Annotated in this window: 5 protein-coding genes; all 5 read right to left on the reverse strand. The window is 73.8% G+C overall.

Annotation, left to right across the window (positions count from 1 at the left end; genetic code table 11):
• Nucleotides 1-10: 10 nt before the first annotated feature.
• Nucleotides 11-5461, reverse strand: a complete 5451-nt coding sequence (locus ACIG5F_RS38375) for a type I polyketide synthase (protein ID WP_396524950.1) — start codon at nt 5459-5461, stop codon at nt 11-13.
• 16 nt (nt 5462-5477) lie between these two features.
• Nucleotides 5478-11726 carry an SDR family NAD(P)-dependent oxidoreductase gene (locus ACIG5F_RS38380; RefSeq protein ID WP_396524956.1) on the reverse strand — a complete coding sequence of 2083 codons (6249 nt, stop codon included), beginning with the start codon at nt 11724-11726 and terminating at the stop codon, nt 5478-5480.
• 25 nt (nt 11727-11751) lie between these two features.
• A complete protein-coding gene (locus ACIG5F_RS38385; protein WP_396524951.1) occupies nt 11752-18096 on the reverse strand; it encodes an SDR family NAD(P)-dependent oxidoreductase in 6345 nt (2114 codons plus the stop codon).
• Nucleotides 18097-18232: 136 nt separating this feature from the next.
• On the reverse strand, nt 18233-19510 hold the full coding sequence (locus tag ACIG5F_RS38390; protein ID WP_396524952.1) for an activator-dependent family glycosyltransferase: 1278 nt from the start codon (nt 19508-19510) through the stop codon (nt 18233-18235).
• Nucleotides 19511-19655: 145 nt separating this feature from the next.
• On the reverse strand, nt 19656-22406 hold the full coding sequence (locus ACIG5F_RS38395) for an AAA family ATPase (RefSeq protein ID WP_396524953.1): 2751 nt from the start codon (nt 22404-22406) through the stop codon (nt 19656-19658).
• Nucleotides 22407-22820: the final 414 nt, after the last annotated feature.

Below are 22820 nucleotides of genomic sequence, written 5' to 3' on the forward strand. Positions count from 1 at the left end.
GGGGATTGGGTCAGGCTCGGGTGGCCAGCCAGTGCTCGATGGCCCGGGCCATCGACGGCGCGCGGTCCTCCAGCATGGTGAAGTGATCGCCCTCGACCTCGCCGAGGACGTGTTCGGTGGGCCAGGAGGCGCGCCACTCGCCGGCATCGGCGGGGGCGGTCCCCGGGACCGGTGGCAGCGGCGTGTCGGGGCGCAGGAACAGGATCGGCGCCCGGATCTCGCCGATGGCCGTCTTGGTGAACAGCTCGTAGTAGCGGCCCATCGCCGACAGCCGGGTGCTGGTGAACGGCCCGAACGCCGCCTCGCGGTCGAACATGCCCTCGACCATCTGCGCGCCGAGGTCGTCGATGACGGCGTTGCCGGGCAGGAAGGTGTCGAGCAGGATCAGGCCGGCCGGCGGGAGTCCGGCGTCCTCCAGGTATTTGACGGCGGCGTGGGCGAAGTTGCCGCCGGCGCAGTAGCCCAGCAGCACGAACGGGCGGTCGGCGCTGACCACCCGTCGCACGCTCTCGGCCCACAAGCCCACGGCAGCGTCCACAGTGGACGGAATGCGCTCCTCCCGGGCGAATCCGAGCACCGGCAGGGCGTACAGGTCCCGCACGCCCTGGAAGTTGGCGGCCAGCCGGGCGAACTGCGTGGCCCCGCCCAGGGCCATGGGTGTGCTGAAGCAGAAGATCTGGGTGTCGGCCGGGCCGGAGGCCAGTTTCAGCGGCGCGGGAACGTCGTCGAGCTCGGTGACCTTCGTGAAGGACTCGCGCAGCCCGGCCGCCGCCCCGAGCAGGGCCAGGCCCTCGTGGATGCGGCCGTTGCCGGCGGCCTCGCGCAGCAGCCCGCTGAGCGTGTCCGACGGGTCGACGGTCGCGCCGCCGGCCGGGCCGGTGTCGAGCTCGGCGCCGATGTGGGCGGCGAGAGCGGCCGGGTTGCGGTAGTCGAAGACCACGGTCGCCGGCATTCGCAGGCCGGTGGCCTTGTTCAGGGCGTTGCGCAGTTCCATCGAGGTCAGCGAGTCGAAGCCGATCTCCAGGAAGTTCTGGTCGACGCCGATCGCGCCGGTGTGGCCGAGCACCTGGGCCGCCTGCTCGGCGACCAGCCCGCGGAGGAACTCCTTCTGCTGCTCCATGGTCATTTCCGCCAGCTTGGCCCGGAGGCCGGCGCCGTCGGCGTCGGTCGGCTCGGGCTCGGCCAGGGCGGCTGCGACCTCGGGCAGCTCACGCAGCAGCGGACGCGGCCGGCTGAGCGTGTAGGCCGGGGCGAACCGCCGCCAGTCGATGGCCGCCACGACCAGGTGCGACTCGTCGTGGTCGACGGCCTGGCGCAACGCGGCCGTGGCGACCTCCGGCGGCATGGTGAGCACGCCGAGGCGGGTCAGCATCGTCTCGGTGTCGGCGTCGACCATGCCGCCGCCGCCCCAGGCGCCCCAGGCCACCGAGGTCGCCGGCCGGCCGGCGGCGCGGCGGCGATCGGCCAGCGCGTCGGCGAAGGCGTTGGCGGCGGCGTAGCCGGCCTGGCCGGACTGGCCCCAGACCGCCGAGCCCGAGGAGAACAGCACGAACGCGTCCAGCTCGTGGTCGGCCAGCAGCTCGTCCAGCAGCAGCGCGCCGGCGATCTTGGCCCGGCCGGTGTCGGCGAACTCCTCGACGGTGGTCTCCGGCAGCGTCGCCGGGTCGTGCACGACGCCGGCCGCGTGCACGACGGCGTTGGGCGGGTGCTCGGACACCAGCGCCGCCAACGCTTCCCGGTCGGTGACATCGCAGGCGGCAATCGTCACCTCGGCCCCGAGCCCGGTCAGCTCGGCCGCCAGTGCCTCGGCCCCCTCGGCCGCCATGCCGCGACGGCTGGTCAGCACGAGGTGCTCGACGCCCGCGCCGGCCAGCCAGCGGGCGACGTGCGAGCCGACACCGCCGGTGCCGCCGGTGACCAGCACGGTCCCGCGCGGCCGCCACGGCTGCTCGCCGGTCGTGCCGGCCGGGCGGGCCCTGGTCATGCGCCGGGCGAACACCCCGTCGGGCCGGACCGCCAGCTGGTCCTCATCGTCCACTCCGGACAGTGCGGCGCACAGCCCGTCGACCGCGGCCTCGTCCGGATCGGTCGGCACGTCGACGACGCCGCCCCAGGTCCCTGGGTGGTCGAGCCCGAGGACGGCGGCCATGCCCCACAGCTGGGCCTGGAACACGCTGGTGACCTCCGCCGGGTCCGCCACCGGCACGGCGCCGGCGGTCACGCACCACAGCGGGGCGGAGATCTCGGCGTCGTGCAGGGCCTGGACCAGGGTGACGGTGTCCGCGACGCCACGGGAGACCGTGTCGTGCCGGGGATGCGGGCGGTCGTCCAGGCCGGTGAGCGCGAGGACGCCGGCCAGCGGCTCCGCCGGCAGCCGAGTGGTCAGCGACTCGCGGTCCCGGCCGTCGATCTCGACGGTCAGCACCTCGGCCCCGCGCTCGGACAGCGCCTTCTGCACCAGCCGGGACAGCTCGTCGGCGGCGTCGCCCGACGGCGTCACGATCAGCCAGGTTCCGGCGAGCTTCGCCTTGTCCGGCACCGTGATCGGCGTCCAGGTCACGCGGTAGCGCAGGTCGTCGACGGCGGCCCGGTCGCGGCTGCTGCGACGCCATTCGTCCAGGGCCGGCAGCACGGCGTCGAAGGCCGCGGCGTCGAGGTCGAGACCGGCCGACAGCGACCGGACGTCCCGCCGCTCGACGGCGTCCCAGAAGGCGTCGTCGGCGGCCGAGGAGGAAGTGCCCGGGCCGGGGTCGAGCCAGTAGCGGCGACGCTGGAAGGCATAGGTCGGAAGGTCGACCCGGCGGCCGGCCAGGCCCCAGTCCACCGTCACGCCGCTCACGTGTAGTCCGGCCGCCGACAACAACAGTCGAGGCAGGCCGCCGTCGTCCCGCCGCAGGGAGCCGACCGCGACTCCGGTGACACCGGCCTCGTCGAGGGTGTCGGTCACGCTCACGGTGAGCACCGGATGGGGGCTGATCTCCACGAACACCCGCCGGCCGGCCTCGATCAGCCGGCGGACCGCGCCATGGAAGTCCACCGGGCGGCGGGCGTTCTCGTACCAGTACTCGGGCCCGAGATCGGCGCCGTCGACCAGCGCGCCGGTCACCGTGGACACCAGCGGCACGTCGGTGGAGCTCGGCGTGATCCCGGCCAGCAGCCCGACCAGCTCCGTGCGCAGCCGGTCGACCTGGTCGCAGTGGGAGGCGACGGAGGACGCGATCATCCGGGCCCGGATCTCCCGCTGCTCGCACCAGGCCGCGAACTCCGCCAACGCGGCCACCTCGCCCACGACGGTCGACGAGCGCGGACCGTTCATCCCGCCGATCGACAGCCGGCCGGCCCAGGCCGACAGGGCCGGCGAGAGCTCGGTCATGCCCATCGCGACCGCGACCACGCCGCCCCGCCCGACCAGTTCCCGGGCGAACAGGCGGCTGCGCAACACAACCACCCGCGCGGCGTCCTCAAGCGACAGCGCGCCGGCGACGCACGCGGCGGCGACCTCGCCCTGGGAATGGCCCACCACGGCGGCGGGCCGCACTCCCATCGACGCCCAGACCGCGGCCAGCGACACCATCACCGCGAACAGCACCGGTTGCACGACGTCGATCCGCTCGATCGACGGCGCGCCCTCGACCCCGCGCACCACGTCGACGACCTTCCAGTCCACAAGGGACTCGATCGCGGCGGCGCATTCGGTGAACCGGGCGGCGAACACCGGCGAGGTGTCCAGCAGCTCCACCGCCATGCCAACCCACTGCGCTCCCTGTCCGGGAAACACGAACACGGGCTTGCTGTCGTCCAGGACGGCGCCGCTCACGGCATTGGCGGCATCGTCGCCTTCGGCCAGCGCGCGCACGCCGGCCAGCAGCTCGTCACGGTCGCGGCCCACCACGACGGCCCGCCGGCCCAGCGAAGCCCGGGTGGTGGCCAGCGAATACGCGATGTCGACCGGGTCCAGGTCCGGGTCGGCGGTCACATGGCCGTGCAGCAGGGCGAGCTGGTCCCGCAGCGCCGCCTCGGTTTTCGCCGACACCGTCCAGGGCAGGGCGGCCGGCCGCTCGGCCGGCGGGGCGGGTTCCGGGTCGGCGACCTGCTCCAGGATGACGTGGGCGTTGGTGCCGCTCAGGCCGAACGACGAGACGGCGGCCCGGCGCGGCTGCGACTCCTTGTCCCACGGCCGGTTCTCGGTCAGCAGCCGGACATCGCCGGCCGACCAGTCCACATGGGACGACGGCTGGTCCACGTGCAGGGTGCGGGGCAGCACCCCGTGCCGCATCGCCAGCACCATCTTGATCACGCCGGCGACCCCGGCGGCGGCCTGGGCGTGCCCGATGTTGGACTTGATCGAGCCCAGCCACAAGGGGGTCTGCCGGTCCTGGCCGTAGGTGGCCAGCAGCGCCTGCGCCTCGATCGGGTCGCCCAGCGTGGTGCCGGTGCCGTGCCCCTCGACAACGTCCACATCGGACGCCGCGACGCCGGCGTTGGCAAGCGCCCGCTGGATGACCCGCCGCTGCGAGGGACCGCTCGGCGCGGACAGGCCGTTGGACGCCCCGTCCTGGTTGACCGCCGAACCACGCACCACCGCCAGCACCGGGTGCCCGTTGCGCCGCGCGTCCGACAGCCGCTCCAGCAGCAGCATGCCGACGCCTTCGGCGAATCCCGTGCCGTCGGCCGAGTCGGAGTAGGCCTTGCACCGCCCGTCGAGCGACAGCCCGCGCTGGCGGGAGAACTCCACGAACAGCTCCGGCGACGACAACACCGTCACCCCGCCGGCCAGCGCCATCGTGCTTTCCCCGCGCCGCAGCGACTCGCAGGCCAGGTGCAGGGTCACCAGCGAGGACGAGCACGCGGTGTCGACGGTGAGCGCCGGTCCCTTCAGGCCCAGCACGTAGGCGATGCGGCCGGAGATGATCGAGGTGGTGACGCCGGTCATCTTGTAGCCCTCGACGCCGTCGGGCAGCTCGGTCAGCCCCTCGCCGTAGCCGGTCGCGAAGGCGCCGACGAACACCCCGGTCTGGCTGTCCTTCATGGCGGTCGGGTCCAGCCCGGCCCGCTCGAACACCTCCCAGGAGGCCTCCAGCACCAGCCGCTGCTGCGGGTCCATGGACAGCGCCTCGCGCGGGTTGACGCCGAAGAACTCGGCGTCGAACCGGTCGGCGTCGGCCACGAACCCGCCGCGCCGGGTGTAGAGCTTGCCCGGCGCGTCCGGGTCCGGGTCGTACAGCCCGGCCAGGTCCCAGCCGCGGTCGGCCGGGAACGGGCCGATGGCGTCCCGGCCATCGGCCACCAGCCGCCACAGGTCCTCCGGGGACCGCACGTCGCCGGGGAAGCGGCAGCTCATCGCCACCACCGCGACCGGCTCGGCCTGCCGGGCCCGGGCGGCGCGCAGTTCCCGTTGCGCCGTCTGGAGATCGTCGGTCACCCGCCGCAGATAGCCGAGGAGCTTCTGCTCGTCCGCCACGTCACGCCACCCCTTCCTACAGGCCCTTGTCGATCAGTTCGAACAGCTCGTCGGCGGTCGCCGTGGCCACGCCGACGGTCTGGCCCGCCGGCGCGTCCTGCTCGCCGCGCCAGTCGCCGAGCAGGGCGTGCAGGCGGGCGGTGATCGTGGACCTGGTCTCCTCGTCCGTCCGGATCCGGGCCAGCAGCCGGCCCAGCTCGTCCAGTTCGCGCAGGGCCCGCGGGCCGTCGGGCTCGTCGTCGGGCACCAGCAGCCCGGTCAGGAACTCGGCCAGGGCGACGGGACTGGGATGGTCGAACACCAGCGTCGCCGGCAGCCGCGAGCCGACCGCCGTCCCCAGCCGGTTGCGCAGCTCCACCGCGGTCAGCGAGTCGAAGCCGAGCTGGTCGAACGCGGCGTCCGGCTCGACCCGTTCGGTGGACGGGTGGCCCAGCACCGCCGCCACGTGCGAGCGGACCAGGTCCAGCACGGTCTCCCGACGCTCCACTTCGGACATTCGCGCCAGCTTCGCCGCCAGGTCCGGCCCGGCGCCGGGTCCGCCGGCCGCGGCCCGCCGGGCCGGCGTGCGGACCAGGTTGCGCAGCAACGGCTGTCCGCCCAGGCTGCGCGGCTCCAGGCGAACCGGCGCCAGCACCGGCTCTGGTCCCTGCCAGGCCGCGTCGAACAGCGCGAGTCCGGCCTCTGGCGTGAGTGGCACAAAACCCTCGCGGGCCAGTCGCTGCACGGCCGCGTCGTCCAGCGTCCCGACCATGCCCGTCTCGGCCGACCACGGCCCCCAGGCCAGCGAGACCGCCGGCAGGCCCCGGCTCACCCGGTGTTCGGCCACGGCGTCGAGGAAGGCGTTGGCGGCGGCGTAGTTGGCCTGGCCGGCCCCGCCGAACAGGCCCGAGACCGAGGAGAACAGCACGAACGCCGACAGGTCGGCGCCTCGGGTCAGGTCGTGCAGATGGGCGGCGGCGTCGGCCTTGGGCCGCAGCACCCGGTCCAGCCGCTGCTCGGTCAGCGAGTCGACCAGGCCGTCATCGAGCACACCGGCCGTGTGGATCACCGCCGTCAGCGGTCCCGCCGCCGCCACGACCCCGGCCAGGGCCTCGCGGTCGGCGACATCGCAGGCCACGATCCGCGGGCTGGCCCCGGCCTCGACCAGCTCCGCCCGGAGCCGGTCGGCGTCGGGCGCGGCCGGGCCGCTGCGGCTGACCAGCAGCAGGTTGCGGACGCCGTGCCGGGTGGCGAGGTGCCGGGCCACCAGGCTGCCGAGACCGCCCGTGCCCCCGGTGATCAGCACGGTGCCGTCGGGGTCGATGGGCGTCGGCACGGTGAGCACCACCTTGCCGATGTGCTTGGCCTGGCTGACGAATCGGAACGCCTCGCCGGCCCGGCGCAGGTCCCACGCGGTCACCGGCAGCGGCCGGATCGGGCCCGTCTCGAACAGGGTCAGCAGCTCGCGCAGCATCTCGCCGATCCGGTCCGGGCCGGCGTCGCCGAGATCGAACGGCAGGTAGCGGACGTCGGGCCGGGTCAGCGACTCGCGCAGGTCGGTCTTGCCCATCTCGACGAACCGGCCGCCGTCCGCGAGCAGGCCGAGGGACGCGTCCACGAACTCGCCGGCCAGCGCGTTGAGGACCACGTCCACGCGCGGGAACTTGGCCTCGAACTCCAGGGTCCGCGACGAGGCGATGTGGTCGTCGGGAATTCCCAGCTCGCGCAGGGCATCCCACTTGCCGGGGCTCGCGGTGGCGAACACCTCCGCGCCGGCGTGCCGGGCCAGCTGCACGGCCGCCATGCCGACACCGCTGGCGGCGGCGTGGATCAGCACCTTCTCCCCCGCGCGCAGGCCGGCGAGGTCGAACAGCCCGTAGTACGCGGTCAGGAACACGATCGGCACCGACGCCGCCTCGGCGAACGTCCAGTCGCCGGGCATCGGCGCGACCGTCCGGCGATCGACCACGGCCCGGGGCCCGAACGCGCCGCCGTCGACCATGCCCAGCACCCGGTCGCCGACCGCCAGCCCGGTCACGTCCGGCCCGATCTCGGTCACGACGCCGGCGCCCTCCAGGCCCATGGCCCCGGCGTCGCCGGGATACATGTCCAGGGCGTTGAGCACGTCCCGGAAGTTCAGGCCGGCGGCCCGCACGGCGATGCGCACCTGCCCGGCGGCCAGCGGCGCGACCGCCTCCGGCGCCTCGATGAACTCCAGGTTTTCCAGGCTGCCCTTGGCTTTGCTGTCCAGCCGCCAGGATCCCTCCAGTGGCGTCTCCGTCGCGGCGGGCGCCAGACGCGGGGCCAGCACGGTGTCGCCGCGCACGGCGGCCTGCGGCTCGCCGGTGGCCACGGCGGCCAGCAGCCGTGATGCGGTGCAGTCGTCGTCGATGTCGACCAGCACGAACCGGTCGGGGTTCTCGGTCTGGGCGGCGCGAATCAGACCGCCGACCGCGGCGGCGGCCAGGTCGCCGGCCGGATGCGCCGCTCCCCTGGTCACCAGCACCAGCCGCGAGTCGGCGAACCGGTCCTCGGCCAGCCAGGCCTGGGCCAGGTCGAGCCCCCGGGCCAGCGCGAACCGGAGGTCCGGCTCGGTCAGGCCGGCGAGCACCAGGGCGGGCGGCTCGCCGATCTCGGCCAGGGAGCCGACGGTGTCGACGCCGAGCCCGAACTCGTCCGGGCCGACGAGAACGCACGTGGCGTCGGAGACACCGGCCGGCACCGGCGTCCACTCCAGGTGGTACAGCGAACGGCGGACGCCGGTCGGGGCCGGGGCAGCGACCGGTCGCAACACCAGCGAGCCGATCGACGCCACCGCCTTGCCCTGCCCGTCGGCGACCTCCAGCCGCAGCGCGTCGGCGGCGGTGGGCGCCAGGCGCACCCGGAGCATGGACGCCCCGGTGGCGTACAGGACGACATCGGACCAGGCGAACGGGAGGCTGGCCCGGTCCGAGCCGGCGCCGGCGAGTTCCAGGGCGTGCAGGGCCGCGTCGAGCAGGGCCGGATGCAGGCCGAACGACGCGGCGTCGACGTCGTCGGGCAGGGCGACCTCGGCGAACACCTCGCCCTCGCGGGTCCAGGCCTGCCGCAGCCCCTGGAACACCGGGCCGTAGGCGAGGCCGTACTCGGCCAGGCGCGGGTAGAGCCCGGTCACGTCCACCGGTTCGGCCCCGGTCGGCGGCCACTCGGTCAGCTCGAACCGCGCGTCGCCCGCGGTCGGGGCCAGGGTCGCGGTGGCGTGGCGAACCCACGTCTGCTCGACCCAGGAGTGCACGCTCAGCGGCCGCGCCCCGGTGTCGTCGGGGGCGCCCACCGCGACCTGCACCTGAACCCCGCCGCCGGCCGGGAGCACCAGCGGGGCCTCGATCGTCAGGTCGGCGATGGCCGGGCAGCCCACGTGATCACCGGCGTAGCCGGCCAGTTCGACGAATCCGGTGCCGGGGAACAACACCGCGCCCACCACCTCGTGGTCGGCCAGCCACGGCGTGGCCTGGGTGGACAGCGTGGTGGTGAACACGCAACCGCCGGATTCGGGCAGCTCGACCGCCGCGCCCAGCAGCGGATGCCCGGCCCTGGCCAGTCCCAGCGAGGTCGGGTCGTCGAGGCGGGGCTGGTTGAGCCAGTACCGCTCGTGTTGGAACGGGTAGGTGGGCAGGTCGACCGGCTGCGCACCGGTGCCGGCGTAGAATGCTTGCCAGTCAACGGAAACGCCGCGCACATGGGCCGCAGCCAACCCGGCGATCACGTCGCGGGCCTCGTCCCGGTCGCGCCGCAGCAGCGGCACGAAACCGTGTTCCTGGCCGTCGACGCAGTCCTGTCCCATGGCCGTCAGCACGGCGTCGGGACCGAGTTCCAGCAACGTCCGGACGTTGCGTGACGCCAAGGTGGTCACAGCGTCGGCGAAGCGAACCGCCTCCCGGACCTGTCGGACCCAGTAGTCGGCGGTTGTCAGGTCGCCCTGGTCGGAAACCGTTGACACGACTGGGATCCGAGGCTGCTCGTAGGCCAGGGACTCGGCCACCGCCCGGAACTCGGCCAGCATCGGCTCCATCAGCGGCGAGTGGAACGCGTGCGACACCCGCAACCGGCGGGTCTTGCGCCCCAACTGCTCGAAGTGATCCCTGACGGCCAGCGCACCGGCTTGCTCGCCCGACACGACAACGGATTCCGGACCGTTCACCGCCGCGATCGACACACCGTCCGGCAACAACGGCAGAACCTCGGCCTCGGTGGCCTGCACGGCGATCATCGCGCCACCCTCGGGCAGCGCCTGCATCAGCCGACCGCGCACGCTCACCAGCCGGCAGGCGTCCGACAGGGACAACACGCCGGCGACATGCGCCGCCGCGATCTCGCCGACCGAGTGCCCGACCAGGTAGTCCGGCCGCACACCCCACGACTCCAGCAACGCGAACAGCGCCACCTCCACCGCGAACAACCCCGGCTGCGCGTACTCCGTCCGATCCAGCAACGCCACGTCATCACCAAAGACGACATCCCCCACGGCCGAACCCAACAACCCCGCAACCTCGTCGAACTTGGCCGCATAAACCGGAAACGCCTCGTACAAGCCCCGCCCCATGCCCAACCGCTGGCTACCCTGGCCGGTGAACAGGAACGCCACCTTGCCCTCGGGCGCCACAGCGGTCCCGCCCGACAGCGCGCGCAGGCCGTCGCGAAGTTCCGCACGGTCCGTCCCGACCACGGCGGCCCGACGCTCGAAGGGAACCCGGGTCGTGGCCAGGGAGTAGCAGAGGTCGAGCAACGAGACGTTGTCGTCCAGGCGTGCCAGCACATTCGCGACCTGGTCGCGCAGCGCCGCCTCGGATCTCGCACTCAGCACCAGCGGGTAGGCGGCCGGCGGATCGGGCACGACCGTCGCCGGTTCGCGCTCCGGCGCCTGTTCCAGGATCACATGGGCGTTGGTGCCGCTGATGCCGAACGAGGAGACCGCGCCCCGACGGGGTCGTTCCGTCTGCGGCCAGGGCGTCTGCTTGCCCAGCAGCTCAACCGAACCGGTCGTCCAGTCCACATGGGACGATGGCAGGTCGGCGTTGAGCGAGCGCGGCGCGATGCCCTCCCGCAACGCCAACACCATCTTGATCACCCCGGCGACGCCGGCGGCGCACTGGGTGTGCCCGATGTTGGACTTCACCGAGCCCAACAGCAGCGGCACGTCCCGGCCCTGCCCGTAGGTGGCCAACAGCGCCTGCGCCTCGATCGGGTCGCCCAGCGTGGTGCCGGTGCCGTGCCCCTCCACAACGTCCACATCGGACGGAACGAGCTGGGCGTTGTCCAGCGCCTGGCGGATGACCCGCTGCTGCGAGGGACCGCTGGGCGCGGACAGGCCGTTGGACGCGCCGTCCTGGTTCACCGCCGAGCCACGCACCACCGCGAGCACCGGATGCCCGTGCCGCCGCGCGTCCGACAACCGCTCCAGCAGCAGCATGCCGACGCCCTCGGCGAACCCCGTGCCGTCGGCCAGGTCCGAATAGGCCTTGCACCGCCCGTCGGCGGCCAGCCCCCGCTGGCGGGAGAACTCGACGAGGATCTCCGTGCTGAACATGACCGTCGCCCCGCCGGCCAGGGCCAGCACGCTTTCCCCGCGCCGCAACGAGTCGCAGGCCAGGTGCAGTGACACCAGCGACGACGAGCACGCGGTGTCGACCGTGAGCGCCGGCCCCTCGAAGCCGAAGGTGTAGGACACCCGCCCGGACATCACCGCGGTCGCGTTGCCGGTGAGCAGGTGCCCCTCGACGCCCTCCGGGAACGCGCCCGGCCCCAGGCCGTAGCCGCTGGCCGCGGCCCCGACGAACACGCCGGTCCGGCTGCCCCGCAGGGAAGCCGGGTCGATGCCGGCCCGCTCGAACAGCTCCCACGAGGTCTCCAGGACCAGCCGCTGCTGCGGGTCGGCGGCCAGCGCCTCCCGGGGGCTCATCCCGAAGAACGCCGGGTCGAACCCGGCGGCGTCGGCCAGGAATCCGGCCGACCGGGCGTAGGTGGAGCCGGCCCGCTCCCCGTCGGGGTCGTACAGGCGGTCCAGGTCCCAGCCCCGGTCGGCCGGGAACTCCGACATCACGTTCCGGCCGTCGAGCAGCAGGTCCCACAGCTGTTCGGGCGTCCGCACGCCGCCGGGCAGCCGGCAGCTCATGGCCACGACCGCGATCGGCTCGTGGTCGCGGGCCGACAGCTCGCGGACCTGCCGGTTGGCCTGCTGTAGATCCGCGGTGGCCCGTTTGAGGTACTCGCGTAACCGTTCTTCGTTGGTCGCCATCGGCTCAGCCAGCTCCGCAGCACTAGTCGGGGGTCGGTCAGGAGATGCCCAGCTCGTTGTCCAGGGCGGCGAAGATCTCCTCGTCGGACGCGGTCGTCAGGTCCCGGCCCTGGTCCGGGACCGTGGCGGTGTGGGTGTCGCTCCACCGGCGCAGCAGCGTCTGCAACCGGGCGGTGATCCGGCCCGGGTCGGCGTCGGCCCCGGTCACCCCGGCCAGCGCGGTCTCCAGCCGGTCGATCTCGGCCAGCACCGGGGCGATCGGGTCGGCCGCCGCCGGGGCCAGCTCGGCCAGCAGGTGCCCGGCCAGGGCCGTCGGGGTGGGGTGGTCGAACACCATGCTCGCCGGCAGCCGCAGCCCGGTGGCGGCGTTGAGCCGGTTGCGCAGCTCCAGCGCGGTCAGCGAGTCGAAGCCCGCCTCACGGAAGGCCCGGCCGGGATCGACCGCGTCGGCGTCGGCATGCCCGAGCACGGCGGCCGCGTGGGCGCGCACCAGGCGTTCGAGCAGGTCCTTCTGCTCGGGCGCGGTCAGGCCGCCGAGCTGGTCCTCCACCGTCGGGCCCGAGACCGCGCCCGCCGCCACCGCCCGGCGCACCGGCGCCCGGCCGAAGCCCCGCAGCGCCGCCGGCAGGCGATCGCCTTCCTCACGCAGGGCGGCCATGTCCAGCGGCAGCGCCACCAGCATCGGCTCGTCCATCGCGACCGCGGCGTCGAACAGCTCCATGCCCCGCTGCGAGGACAGCGGCAGCAGCCCCGTCCGGACCATCCGCTCCACCTCGGCGTCGGACACGTGCCCGGTCATGCCGCTGCGTTCTTCCCAGAAGCCCCAGGCGATCGACGAGGCCGCCAGCCCCAGGCTCCGCCGGTGCGTCGCCAGGCCGTCCAGGAAGGCGTTGGCGGCGGCGTAACTGCCCTGGCCGGCGCTGCCGAGCACCCCGGCGGCCGAGGAGTAGAGCACGAACAGCCCCAGGTCCAGGTCGCGGGTCAGCTCGTGCAGATGCCAGGCGGCGTCGACCTTCGGCCGGAACACCGTGTCGATCCGGTCCACCGTCAGGGAACCGACCAGCGCGTCGTCCAGCACCCCGGCCGTGTGCACGATTCCGGTCAGCGGATGCTCGTCCGGGACGCCGGCCAGCAGCCCGACCAGCGCCCGGCGGTCCGAGACATCGCAGCCGACCACCGTCACCGTCGCGCCCAGCTCCGTCAGCTCGGCGACCAGGTCGGGATCGCCGCCGCTGCGGCTGGCCAGCAGGAGATGCCGAACCCCTTGCACAGCAACGAGATGGCGGGCCACCAGCCGGCCGAGCGTGCCCGTGCCGCCGGTGATCAGGACGGTGCCGTCCGGATCGAGCACGGGCGGCATGGTCAGCACGATCTTGCCCACGTGGCGCGCGCCGGCCATGAAGCGGAACGCCTCGCGGGCCCGCCGCACGTCCCACGCCCGCACGGGAAGCGGCGACAGCACACCGGTCTCGAACAGCTCCAGCAGCTCGTCGAACATGCCGCGGATGTGCTCGGGCCCGGAGTCGATCAGGTCGAACGCGGCGTAGCGGATGCCGGGCAGGTCGGCGGCGTCGCGGATGTCGGTCTTGCCCATCTCCACGAACCGGCCGCCCGGCGACAGCAGCCGCAGCGACGCGTCCACGAACTCGCCGGCCAGCGAGTTGAGCACCACGTCGACGCCACGGAACTTCGCCTCGAACTCCAGGGTCCGCGACGAGGCGATGTGGTCGTCGTCCAATCCGAGGCCGCGCAACACGTCCCACTTGCCCGGGGCGGCGGTGGCGAACACCTCAGCGCCCAGGTGCCGGGCCAGCTGCACGGCGGCCATGCCGACGCCGCCGGCCCCGGCGTGGATCAGCACCGACTCCCCGGCCCGCACCCCGGCCAGCTGGGTCAGCCCGTGATAGGCGGTCAGGAACACCCCGGGCACCGAGGCGGCCAGGGTGAACGACCAGTCGTCGGGAATCCGCGCCAGCAGAAGGTGATCCGTGACGCCGACCGGCCCGAACGCGCCGTCCAGCAAGCCCATCACCCGGTCGCCGGGCACGAGGTCCACGACGGCGGAGCCGACCTCCAGCACGACGCCGGCGGCCTCGCCGCCGATGGCGGCGTCCCGGTCCGGCACCATGCCCAGCGACACGACCACATCCCGGAAGTTCAGGCCGGCGGCCCGGATCGACAGCCGGACCTGGTGCGGCTCCAACGGCGCGAGCGCGGCCGGATGCGGCACCAGCGCGAGGCTGTCCAGGTCCCCCTTGTCCACGGCGTCGAGCCGCCAGTGCGCCACGCCGGCCGGCACGGTCAGCGCCTCGCTGGTCGAGGCCCGGGCCAGCCGGGGCACCGAGACCGCCCCGGCACGGACACACAGCGCCGGCTCGCCCGAGACCGCCGCCGCGAGCACCTCGTCCACCGGCAGCGGACCGTCCGCGTCGACCGTGACGATCCGGCCGGGGTTCTCCGACTGCGCGGACCGGATCAGGCCGAAGGCCGCCGCCACCGCCGGATCCGAGCCGTCGCCGACCAGTGCCAGCCGGGTGTGGGGGAAACGCTCGTCTCCCAACCATTCCCAGACCAGCTCCAGCGCCCGATGGGCGGCCAGGTGGGCGGATTCGGCGTCACCGCCGCCCGGGACCGCCGCGAAGACCAGGCCGACGCCGGCGCCGGCTATCGAGTGCAGGTCCTCATGTGTGTCGGCGTCGAGGCCGAGGTCGTTGTCGCCCAGCACCGCGAAGTGGATCGGCGATTCGGGCCGCTCCGGCCGCGCGGGCACGTGGTCCATGCGGAACAGCGCGTCGGCGGCCGATCCCGAGCTGGCCGACAGCTGCTGCTGGGTGACCGGCAGCGAAACCAGATCGCCGATCGACACCACCGGAGTGCCGGCGGAGTCGGCGATCCGCACCGACATCGCGCCCGGCGCGGTCACTCGGAGGTGCACCCGCACGTCGGCCGCGCCCACCGCGTAGCGGGTGACATCCTGCCAGGCGAACGGCAGGCGAACGCCGCTGTTGTCGTCGGCCAGCAGGGATTCCGCGTGCAGGCAGGCGTCGAGCAGGGCCGGGTGGACGCCGAAGGCGCCGGGCTCGCCGGCGGCGGCGGGCAGGGCCACTTCGGCGAAGATCTCGTCGCCGCGCCGCCACGCCGCCCGCACGCCCTGGAACGCCGGACCGTAGCCGTAGCCCTCAGCGGCCAGGCGGTCGTACAGGTCGGTGACGTCGACCGGCGTCGCCCCCGCGGGCGGCCAGACCGAGAGGTCGAAATCCGGCTCGGCGACGGTCTGGGTGACGAAGCCGCGGGCGTGGCGGGTCCACGGCGTGTCGACATCGCTGTCGGCCGGGCGGGAGTGCACGGTCACCGGCCGGTGCGTCCCATCGGTCGCGCCGACAAAAACCTGGAGCTGCACGGCCGCGTGGCGTGGCAGCACCAACGGGGCCTCCACGGTCAGGTCGTCGACGGTGTCACACCCGAACTGGCCCCCGGCCCAGGTCGCGAGCTCCACGAAAGCCGTGCCGGGGAACAACACCGCGCCGCCGGCGACGTGATCGGCCAGCCAGGGATGGGTCGTCAGCGACACCCGGCCGGAGAAGGCGACGCCGCCGGAGTCGGCCAGCACCACCGCCGCGCCGAGCAGCGGGTGATCAGCCGGCAGCAGCCCGGCGGCGCTCACGTGGGCGTCGCCGTCTCCCGCGTCCAGCCAGAAGCGCCGGCGCTGGAAGGGATACGTGGGCAGATCGACGGCCACCGCGTCGGACCGCCCCAGCCATCCCGCCCAGTCCACCTCGACGCCCTGCACGTACGCCTGCGCCATCGACCGGTGCAGGCGCTCCAGGCCGCCGTCGCCCCGGCGCAGCGACCCGACGGCGACGGCGGTCGCGCCGGCGTCCTCGACGATCTCCTGGATCGCCGTCGCCAGCACCGGATGCGGGCCCACCTCGACGAACGCGTCGATGCCATCGGCCAGCAGCGCCCGGACCGACTCCTCGAAGCGCACCGGCCGCAACAGGTTGGTGTACCAGTACTCGGCGTCCATCGCGGCGGTGTCGATCATCCCGCCGGTCACCGTCGAGCACAGCGGCAGCTCGCCGGTGGCCGGCCGCACCGGGGCCAGGTCGGCCAGCAGCCGCTCGCGCACGGCCACGGCCTGATCCGAGTGCGAGGCGTAGTCGATCTTGACCATGGCCGCCGCGATCCGGTCCTGGGCCAGCTGCCGCCGCAAGCTGGCCAGCGCGGCCGTCTCGCCGGAGACGGCCGTGGTCCGCGGACCGTTCAGCGCTCCGACGGAAACCTTGCCGTAGAAGGGATCCAGCCGCCGCCGCACCTCGTCGGCCGGCAGCGGGACGACCATCATGCCGCCGTGCCCGGACAGCGTCCGGTGGATCGCCTGGCCGCGCAGCGCGACGATCCGGGCCCCGTCCTCGATCGCGAAGGCCCCGGCCACCGTGGCCGCCGCGATCTCGCCCAGCGAATGGCCGATGACGACCTCGGGCTCAACACCGTAGGACCGCCACAGCTGGGCCAGCGACACCATCACCGCCCACAGCACCGGTTGCAGCACGTCGGCGCGGTCCAGCGGCGGCGTGCCGGGCACACCGTGCAGGACCTCCTCCAGCTTCCAGTCCGCGTACGGGGCCAGCGCGCCGGCACAGCGGCCCATCCACTCGGCGAACACCGGGGAGTCGGCCATCAGCTCGACCGCCATGCCCGCCCACTGCGTGCCGTGGCCGGGGAACACGAACGCCACCCGCCGGCCGGCGCCGGCCACGCCGCGGACCACGTTGCCGGCCACGTCGTCGTCGGCCAGCGCCCGCAGCCCGGCGGCCAGCCGGTCCGGGTCGGAGCCGATCACGACGGCCCGGTGCTCCATCCGGGCCCTGGTCGCCGCCAGCGAGTACCCGACGTCCACAATGGACTCGGCGTCGACCTGGCCGGCCAGTTGCCCGGCCTTGGCCCGCAACGCGGCCGCCGACCGGGCCGACAGCACCCACGGCGTCGCGACCCCGGCCGGCCGCGGCGGGACCGGCGGGACGGCCGGCGGCTCCTCCAGGATCAGGTGGGCGTTGGTGCCGCTGACGCCGAACGAGGAAACCCCGGCCCGGCGCGGATTCTCGCCCCGGGGCCAGTCCCGCTGCTCGATCAGCGGCCGCACCGGGCCGGCCAGCCAGTCCACGTGCGGCGATGGCTGGTCGGCGTGCAGGGTTCGAGGCAGCACGCCGTGCCGCATCGCCAGCACCATCTTGATCACACCGGCCACCCCGGCCGCGCCCTGGGTGTGGCCGATGTTGGACTTGACCGACCCCAGCCACAGCGGCGTTTCCCGCTCCCGGCCGTAGGCGGCCGACAGCGCCTGGGCCTCGATCGGATCGCCGAGCGGGGTCCCGGTGCCGTGGGCCTCGACAACGTCCACATCGGACGGTTCGAGCTCGGCGTCGGCCAGCGCCTGCCTGATCACCCGCTGCTGCGACGGGCCGTTGGGGGCGGTCAGCCCGCTGCTCGCCCCGTCCTGGTTGGTGGCGCTGCCCCGGATCACCGCCAGCACCCGGTGGCCGTGCCGCTCGGCGTCGGACAGCCGCTCCAGCAACAGCATGCCGGCGCCCTCGCCCCAGCCGGTGCCGTCGGCCCCGGCCCCGAACGCCTTGCACCGCCCGTCCCGGGACAGCCCGCCCTGCCGGGAGAACTCGACGAAGGTGTCCGCAGTGGACATCACCGTCACCCCGCCGGCCAGCACCAGCGAGCACTCCCCGCGCCGCAGCGCCCGCACGGCCAGGTCGATCGCGACCAGCGACGAGGAGCAGGCCGTGTCGACGGTGACCGCCGGCCCCTCCAGGCCCATGGTGTACGAGACGCGCCCGGTGGCGATGGCCCCGTCGCTGCCGTTGCCGAGGTAGCCGGCGACATCCTGCGGCGCGCGCTCGATCCGGGCCGCGTAGTCGTGGTAGATCACCCCCGCGAACACGCCGGTCGCGCTGCCCCGCAACGAGGTCGGGTCGATGCGGGCCGACTCGACCGCCTCCCACGAGGTCTCCAGCAGCAGTCGCTGCTGCGGGTCCATGGCGACGGCTTCCCGGGGGCTGATGCCGAAGAAGGCCGGGTCGAATCCGGCGGCCTCGTACAGGAAGCCGCCGGATCCGGTGTCGCTCGTGCCGCGCAGGCCGTCCAGATCCCAGCCCCGGTCGGTCGGGAACGGCCCGATGGCGTCCGCGCCCGAGGCGACCAGCCGCCACAACTGCTCCGGCGTGCTCACGCCGCCCGGGAAGCGGCAGCCCATGCCGATGATCGCCACCGGCTCGTGCTCCCGGTGCTCGGCCGCGCGCAGCCGCCGCCGCGTCTCACGCAGATCGGCGGTCGCCCGCTTGAGATAGTCGAGAAGCTTGGCCTCGTTCTCCACAGGTCACCCCATCGAACCGATTCAGGATCCTCACGCGGCGAATTCACGGCACATTCCCCAGATTCGACACAATGTGTCGTGTGAACACCAAAAAACTATGGCGACGGCGCAGGCCCGGACACCCCTAGCTGGCCCCTCAGTCGCCCCTAGCGAAATGCCGGGCGACGATGTCGGCCATATCGGCGACGACCTCGCCGGGACTCGGCGTGGCCGCCGCGTCCCGCCGGACCGCCTCGGCCCCGGCCCGGAACACCGGCTCCGTCAGCAGTCGCACCAGCCCGGCCCGCAGCGTCTCGGTCGACAGCTCGGCCGGATCGATGACCAGCGCGGCGGACCGGTCGGCCAGCCGGGCCGCCACCCCGGCCTCGTCGTACAGCGCGGCCGGCACGATCAGCTGCGGCACCCCGTGCACCAGGGCGGTCATCGTGGTGCCGGTGCCGCCGTGCTGCACGATCGCCGCACAGCTGGGCAGCAGCGAGTTCAGCGGCACGAAGTCGACCAGCCGCACGTTGTCCGGCACGCGCACGCCCGGGCCCAACTGGTCGGCGTTGAGCGTGGCCACCAGCTCCACGTCCAGGTCGGCGACCGCGTCGAACAGGTCCTGGGCCGGGATGCTGCCCTTGCCGGCCCACACCTCACGGCCGGACACGCCGAGGGTGAAGCACACCCGGGGTCGCGCCGCGGGCCCCCGCAGCCAGTCCGGGATCTCGGCCGGGCCGTTGTAGGGGACGAAGCGCACCGGCAGCCGCTCGCCGTCCACGTCGAACCGCATCCAGTTCGGCATCGTGTCCAGCGTGGCGTGCCCCAGCAGCACGCTCTCGTCGTACTCGCAGCCGTGCCGGGCCAGCTTGGCGGTGATCCAGTCGGCCACCGGGTCCTCGGTCACCCGCCCCGGCTGCTCGGCCCGCAGCCGGCGGAACAGCGTCCGCATCCGGCCCCAGTGGTCGCGGCCGAACGTGCTGCGGATGTGCGCGGCGCCGCAGGCCACCGCGGCGACCGGCCCGGGGAAGGTGATCGAGTCCCACACCACCAGGTCGGGCCGCCAGTCCCGGCAGAACGCCACCAGGTCGTCGTACATCGACTCGTCGGTGATCAGGTCGAGCGCCAGCGGCGAGGCGAACGCGCTCAGGCAGTCCCGCACGTACTCGTAGTCGAGCACCTCCGGCCGCTCCTCGGCGATGTCGTAGCCCGAGCCGAAGATCTGCTGCTCCGGCGGCAGCAGGGCCAGCCGGTCGGCGATCTCGGCCGGCCGCCCCACGGAGACCGCCGGCAACCCGGTCCGCTTGACCGAGTCGAGGATGTCGGGCTGGGTGGCCACCACGACCTCGTGCCCGGCCGCCTTCGCCGCCCACGCGATCGGCACCAGCAGGTACAGATGCGCGTTCGCGGCGTGCTGGGTGAACAGGACGCGCATAGGCTCTCCTCGGGTCAGTGGGGTCTCGGACGGCCACGTCGGCCAGCCAAAACGCTACTGAGAACCGGGGAGCCGCCCAGCCCCTAGCGCACCCTTGGACTGCCCCTACCCGGCCTGCCCGGGCGCTCGCGACTCCCCTGCCCGCTCAGTTCGCCGCCCGCAACTCCCCGGTGCTCTCGGGGTCGGTGGCCAGTCCGGCCAGCCGCTCCGGCAGGTTGGCCCGGCTGTTCACCTTGAGCTTGCGGTAGACCCGGGTCAGGTGCTGTTCGACCGTGCTGGCGGTGATGCTCAGCCGACGGCTGATCTCGCGATTGGTGTGCCCGCGCGCGGCCAGCCGGGCCACCCGCAGCTCGGCGTCGCTCAGCGCCGCCCCGGCCTCGTCCCCGCCGGCGGCGGTGGTCTCCTTCGCCGCGGCGAACTGGTCGGCGGAGCGAGCCACGATCCGGGCCCGCGAGAAGTCGCCGAGGGCGTCGTACACCCTGCTCAGCTCGGCCATGGCCCGGGCCAGCTCCAGCCGGTCGCCGGACTCCTGCAACGCGTCGACGGCCGCCTCCAGCAGCGCCGGCCGCCGCCGCAGTTCGCTGCACGCCGCCAGCACCCGGGTCGCGCGCCCCCGGCTGCGCGCGGTCCGGCACAGCCGCAGCTCCTCGTTGGCCAGGCCCGTGGCCAGCTGGCGGTTGCCCAGCCGCAGGTGCGCCTGCGCCGCGTCGGTCCGCCACGGCAGCAGCTCCGGCACGTCGAGGTTCCAGGCCGGGATCCGCGTGCCGCACTTGTCGAAGTCCTCCAACGCGCGCAGCAGCTGTCCGGTGGCCAGGTGATGGTGGCCGCGGGCCTCCAGGTACCGCATCCCCAGCAGCGTCTCGTCCGCGGTCGCCGGCACCACGTGGCGGCTGAGCCCCTCGGCCAGCTCGTGCCGGCCCAGCGCGGTGTACGCGGTCAGCAGCACGGTCAGCGGCAGGCAGATGACCGCGCCCCAGCCCGGGCCCGCCAGCATGGGCAGCGCCTGCTCGCACACGGCCACCGCCTGTTCGAGATCTCCCTTGCGCAGCAGCACTTCCCCGTAGGTCGCGGCCAGCAGCGCCTGCCACGTGGTGGCGCCGCGCTCGGTGGCCTCGGCCAGCAGCGTCACGCACCAGTGCGCCGCCGCCTCCGGCTGGTCGGCGTACAGCAGCGCGTAGAGCGCGCCCACGATGATCTCCACCGTGAAGTCGCCCAGCCGGCAGCTGCGCAGGATCAGGGTGGCGTTGGCGATGATCTGCTCGGCCGCCCCCTCGTAGGACAGCGTGCCCAACGCCAGCGCGGCCTCGACCCAGGGGCTCGGGCCGTTGGAGTTCAGCAGTTCGACGCACGTGTCGAACATGTGCGTCTCGCGCCGGCCGAACAGCCACTGCTGGCCGAGCACGACCGAGAGCACCTCGTGCGCGGTCTCGGTCTGCGTGGCGGCGCGCACGAGGTCCACGGTGATCTGTGGATCGTAGGAAACGCCCTGCCACAACAGGTGCCGCACGACCATCAGCGCGTGGGCCGCGTCGAGCGTGCCCTCCTCGAGCGCCCGGACCAGCGGGGCCAGCTTCAGGCCGGCCCGCGCCGGGCTCACCCGCCACAGCGCCCGCGCCAGCGCGTTGGTGATCGCCGTGCGCTCGGGCTCCCCGTCGCACGCGGTCAAGGCCAGGTCCAGCGCCGCGGCGCACAGCCCCACGTCGTCGCCGGCCATCGCCTGCTGCCCGGCGTCACGCAGCACCGCGATCGCCCACGGCCCGGGCACGACGCCGCCGGCGATCAGGTGCCGGCCCACCACCGACGCGGGAATCCCGCGCCAGTTCAGGATCTCCGCCGCCCTCAGGTGCATCGCCGCCCGTTCCCGCGGCGACATCGCGTCCAGCACGGCCGCCGCGCCCTGGGGGTGCCGGAAGCGGCAGTCCAGCAGCAGGCCGGCGTCGGAGAGCACCTCCATGATCGGCGTCACCGCCGCCGGGGCCAGCCCGGTCAGCCGCGCCGCCAGCTCCTCGGTCGCGTGCTCGCCCAGCACCGCCAGCGCCCGGCCCACCATCAGCAGCCGCGGCTCCCAGCGGTGCAGGCAGTTCAGCACCGCCTGCCGGTAGGCGGGCCCGGCCACCAGCCGGCCGTCGACGGCCTCGTTGTCGCTGATCAGGGCCTTGACCAGGAGCGGGTTGCCGCCGGCCAGCAGGCGCACGCGCCGCGCCGCGGCGGTCGACATCCGCCGCCCGGCCAGCTCCGCCACCCCGGCCACCGACAGCGGTGGCAGCTCCACCACCTCGTGCGGCAGCCGCGTGAGCTCGGCGTCGAACAGCGGCTGCGTGGACAGCGGCCGCGCCCACTCGGTCAGCACCAGCAGGATCCGCGTCCGGTCCAGCCGTCGGCACAGGTAGAGCAGGACCTCGAGCGAGGCCTCGTCGGCGAAGTGCACATCGTCGACGCCGATCACCACCGGCTGGGTCGTGGCCAGGTCCAGCAGCAGGTCGCACAGCGCCCGCACGGTGTGCGCGTCCGACCGGCGCGAGTCCCATGACCAGTCGTCGGGGTCGCCGGCGCCGGCGTCCTCGCGGCCCGGCGGGTCCTCCAGCAGCAGCCGGCCGGCCCGGTCCAGCACGGCCGGTGGCACCGCGTCGGTGGTGAACAGCTGGTCGATCAGGCCCATCCGCAGCCGCCGCTCGGCCCGGGCCCCGGTGGCCGTCAGCACCAGCGTCCCCTCCGACCGCGCGCTGTCGCAGTAACGCTGGAGCAGGGCGGTCTTGCCGCCGGCCAGCCCACCCGTGACCACCACCACGCGGCCCCGTCCCCGGTCGGCGTCGGCGAAGGCGGCCCCCAGTACTGCCAGCTGCTCGGTGCGCTGCAAGAACGACATGCGCAGGACCACCCCCCGATCTTCAGTCATGAAGGTGAGCGGCTGAGTCGTTGCCACTGCCATTGATGGCTCACCGCAAAGCTACCAAGCCGGACAACCGGACCACAGGTCCACCCTATGCGGATTCCATTTATCCGCCGTAAAACTGCACGAAAGTCCCCCAGCGCCGACAATGCCCCGACCGCACCGTCACAAACCTTTACGCCGACCGAAACGACCCCACACGCTGCATTTGGAATACTCGCCGCGACAACCGGGCATCCACCCTGTTGCACAAAGATGGCGTTTATCCGGACGGCAATTCGCGGAAAGGGCGGCGCGGAACCGGTGCCAGGCGGATGCCCGGCCCTCACACGCCGCGGAACCGGTTGATGTCGGACAGATGCCGCGCGCGCAGTTCGCCGTCACGCACCCCGAGACCCTCGGCCGGGGCCAGGCACAGCA

Origin of the sequence: Kutzneria sp. NPDC052558 (assembly GCF_044547355.1) — a bacterium.
Classification (GTDB): domain Bacteria; phylum Actinomycetota; class Actinomycetes; order Mycobacteriales; family Pseudonocardiaceae; genus Kutzneria.

Bases quoted from the DNA above. Each gene is read 5' to 3' on its own strand.
- ACIG5F_RS38390 (WP_396524952.1), bottom strand. From the start codon at position 19,510: ATGCGCGTCCTGTTCACCCAGCACGCCGCGAACGCGCATCTGTACCTG.
- ACIG5F_RS38395 (WP_396524953.1), bottom strand. From the start codon at position 22,406: ATGACTGAAGATCGGGGGGTGGTCCTGCGCATGTCGTTCTTGCAGCGC.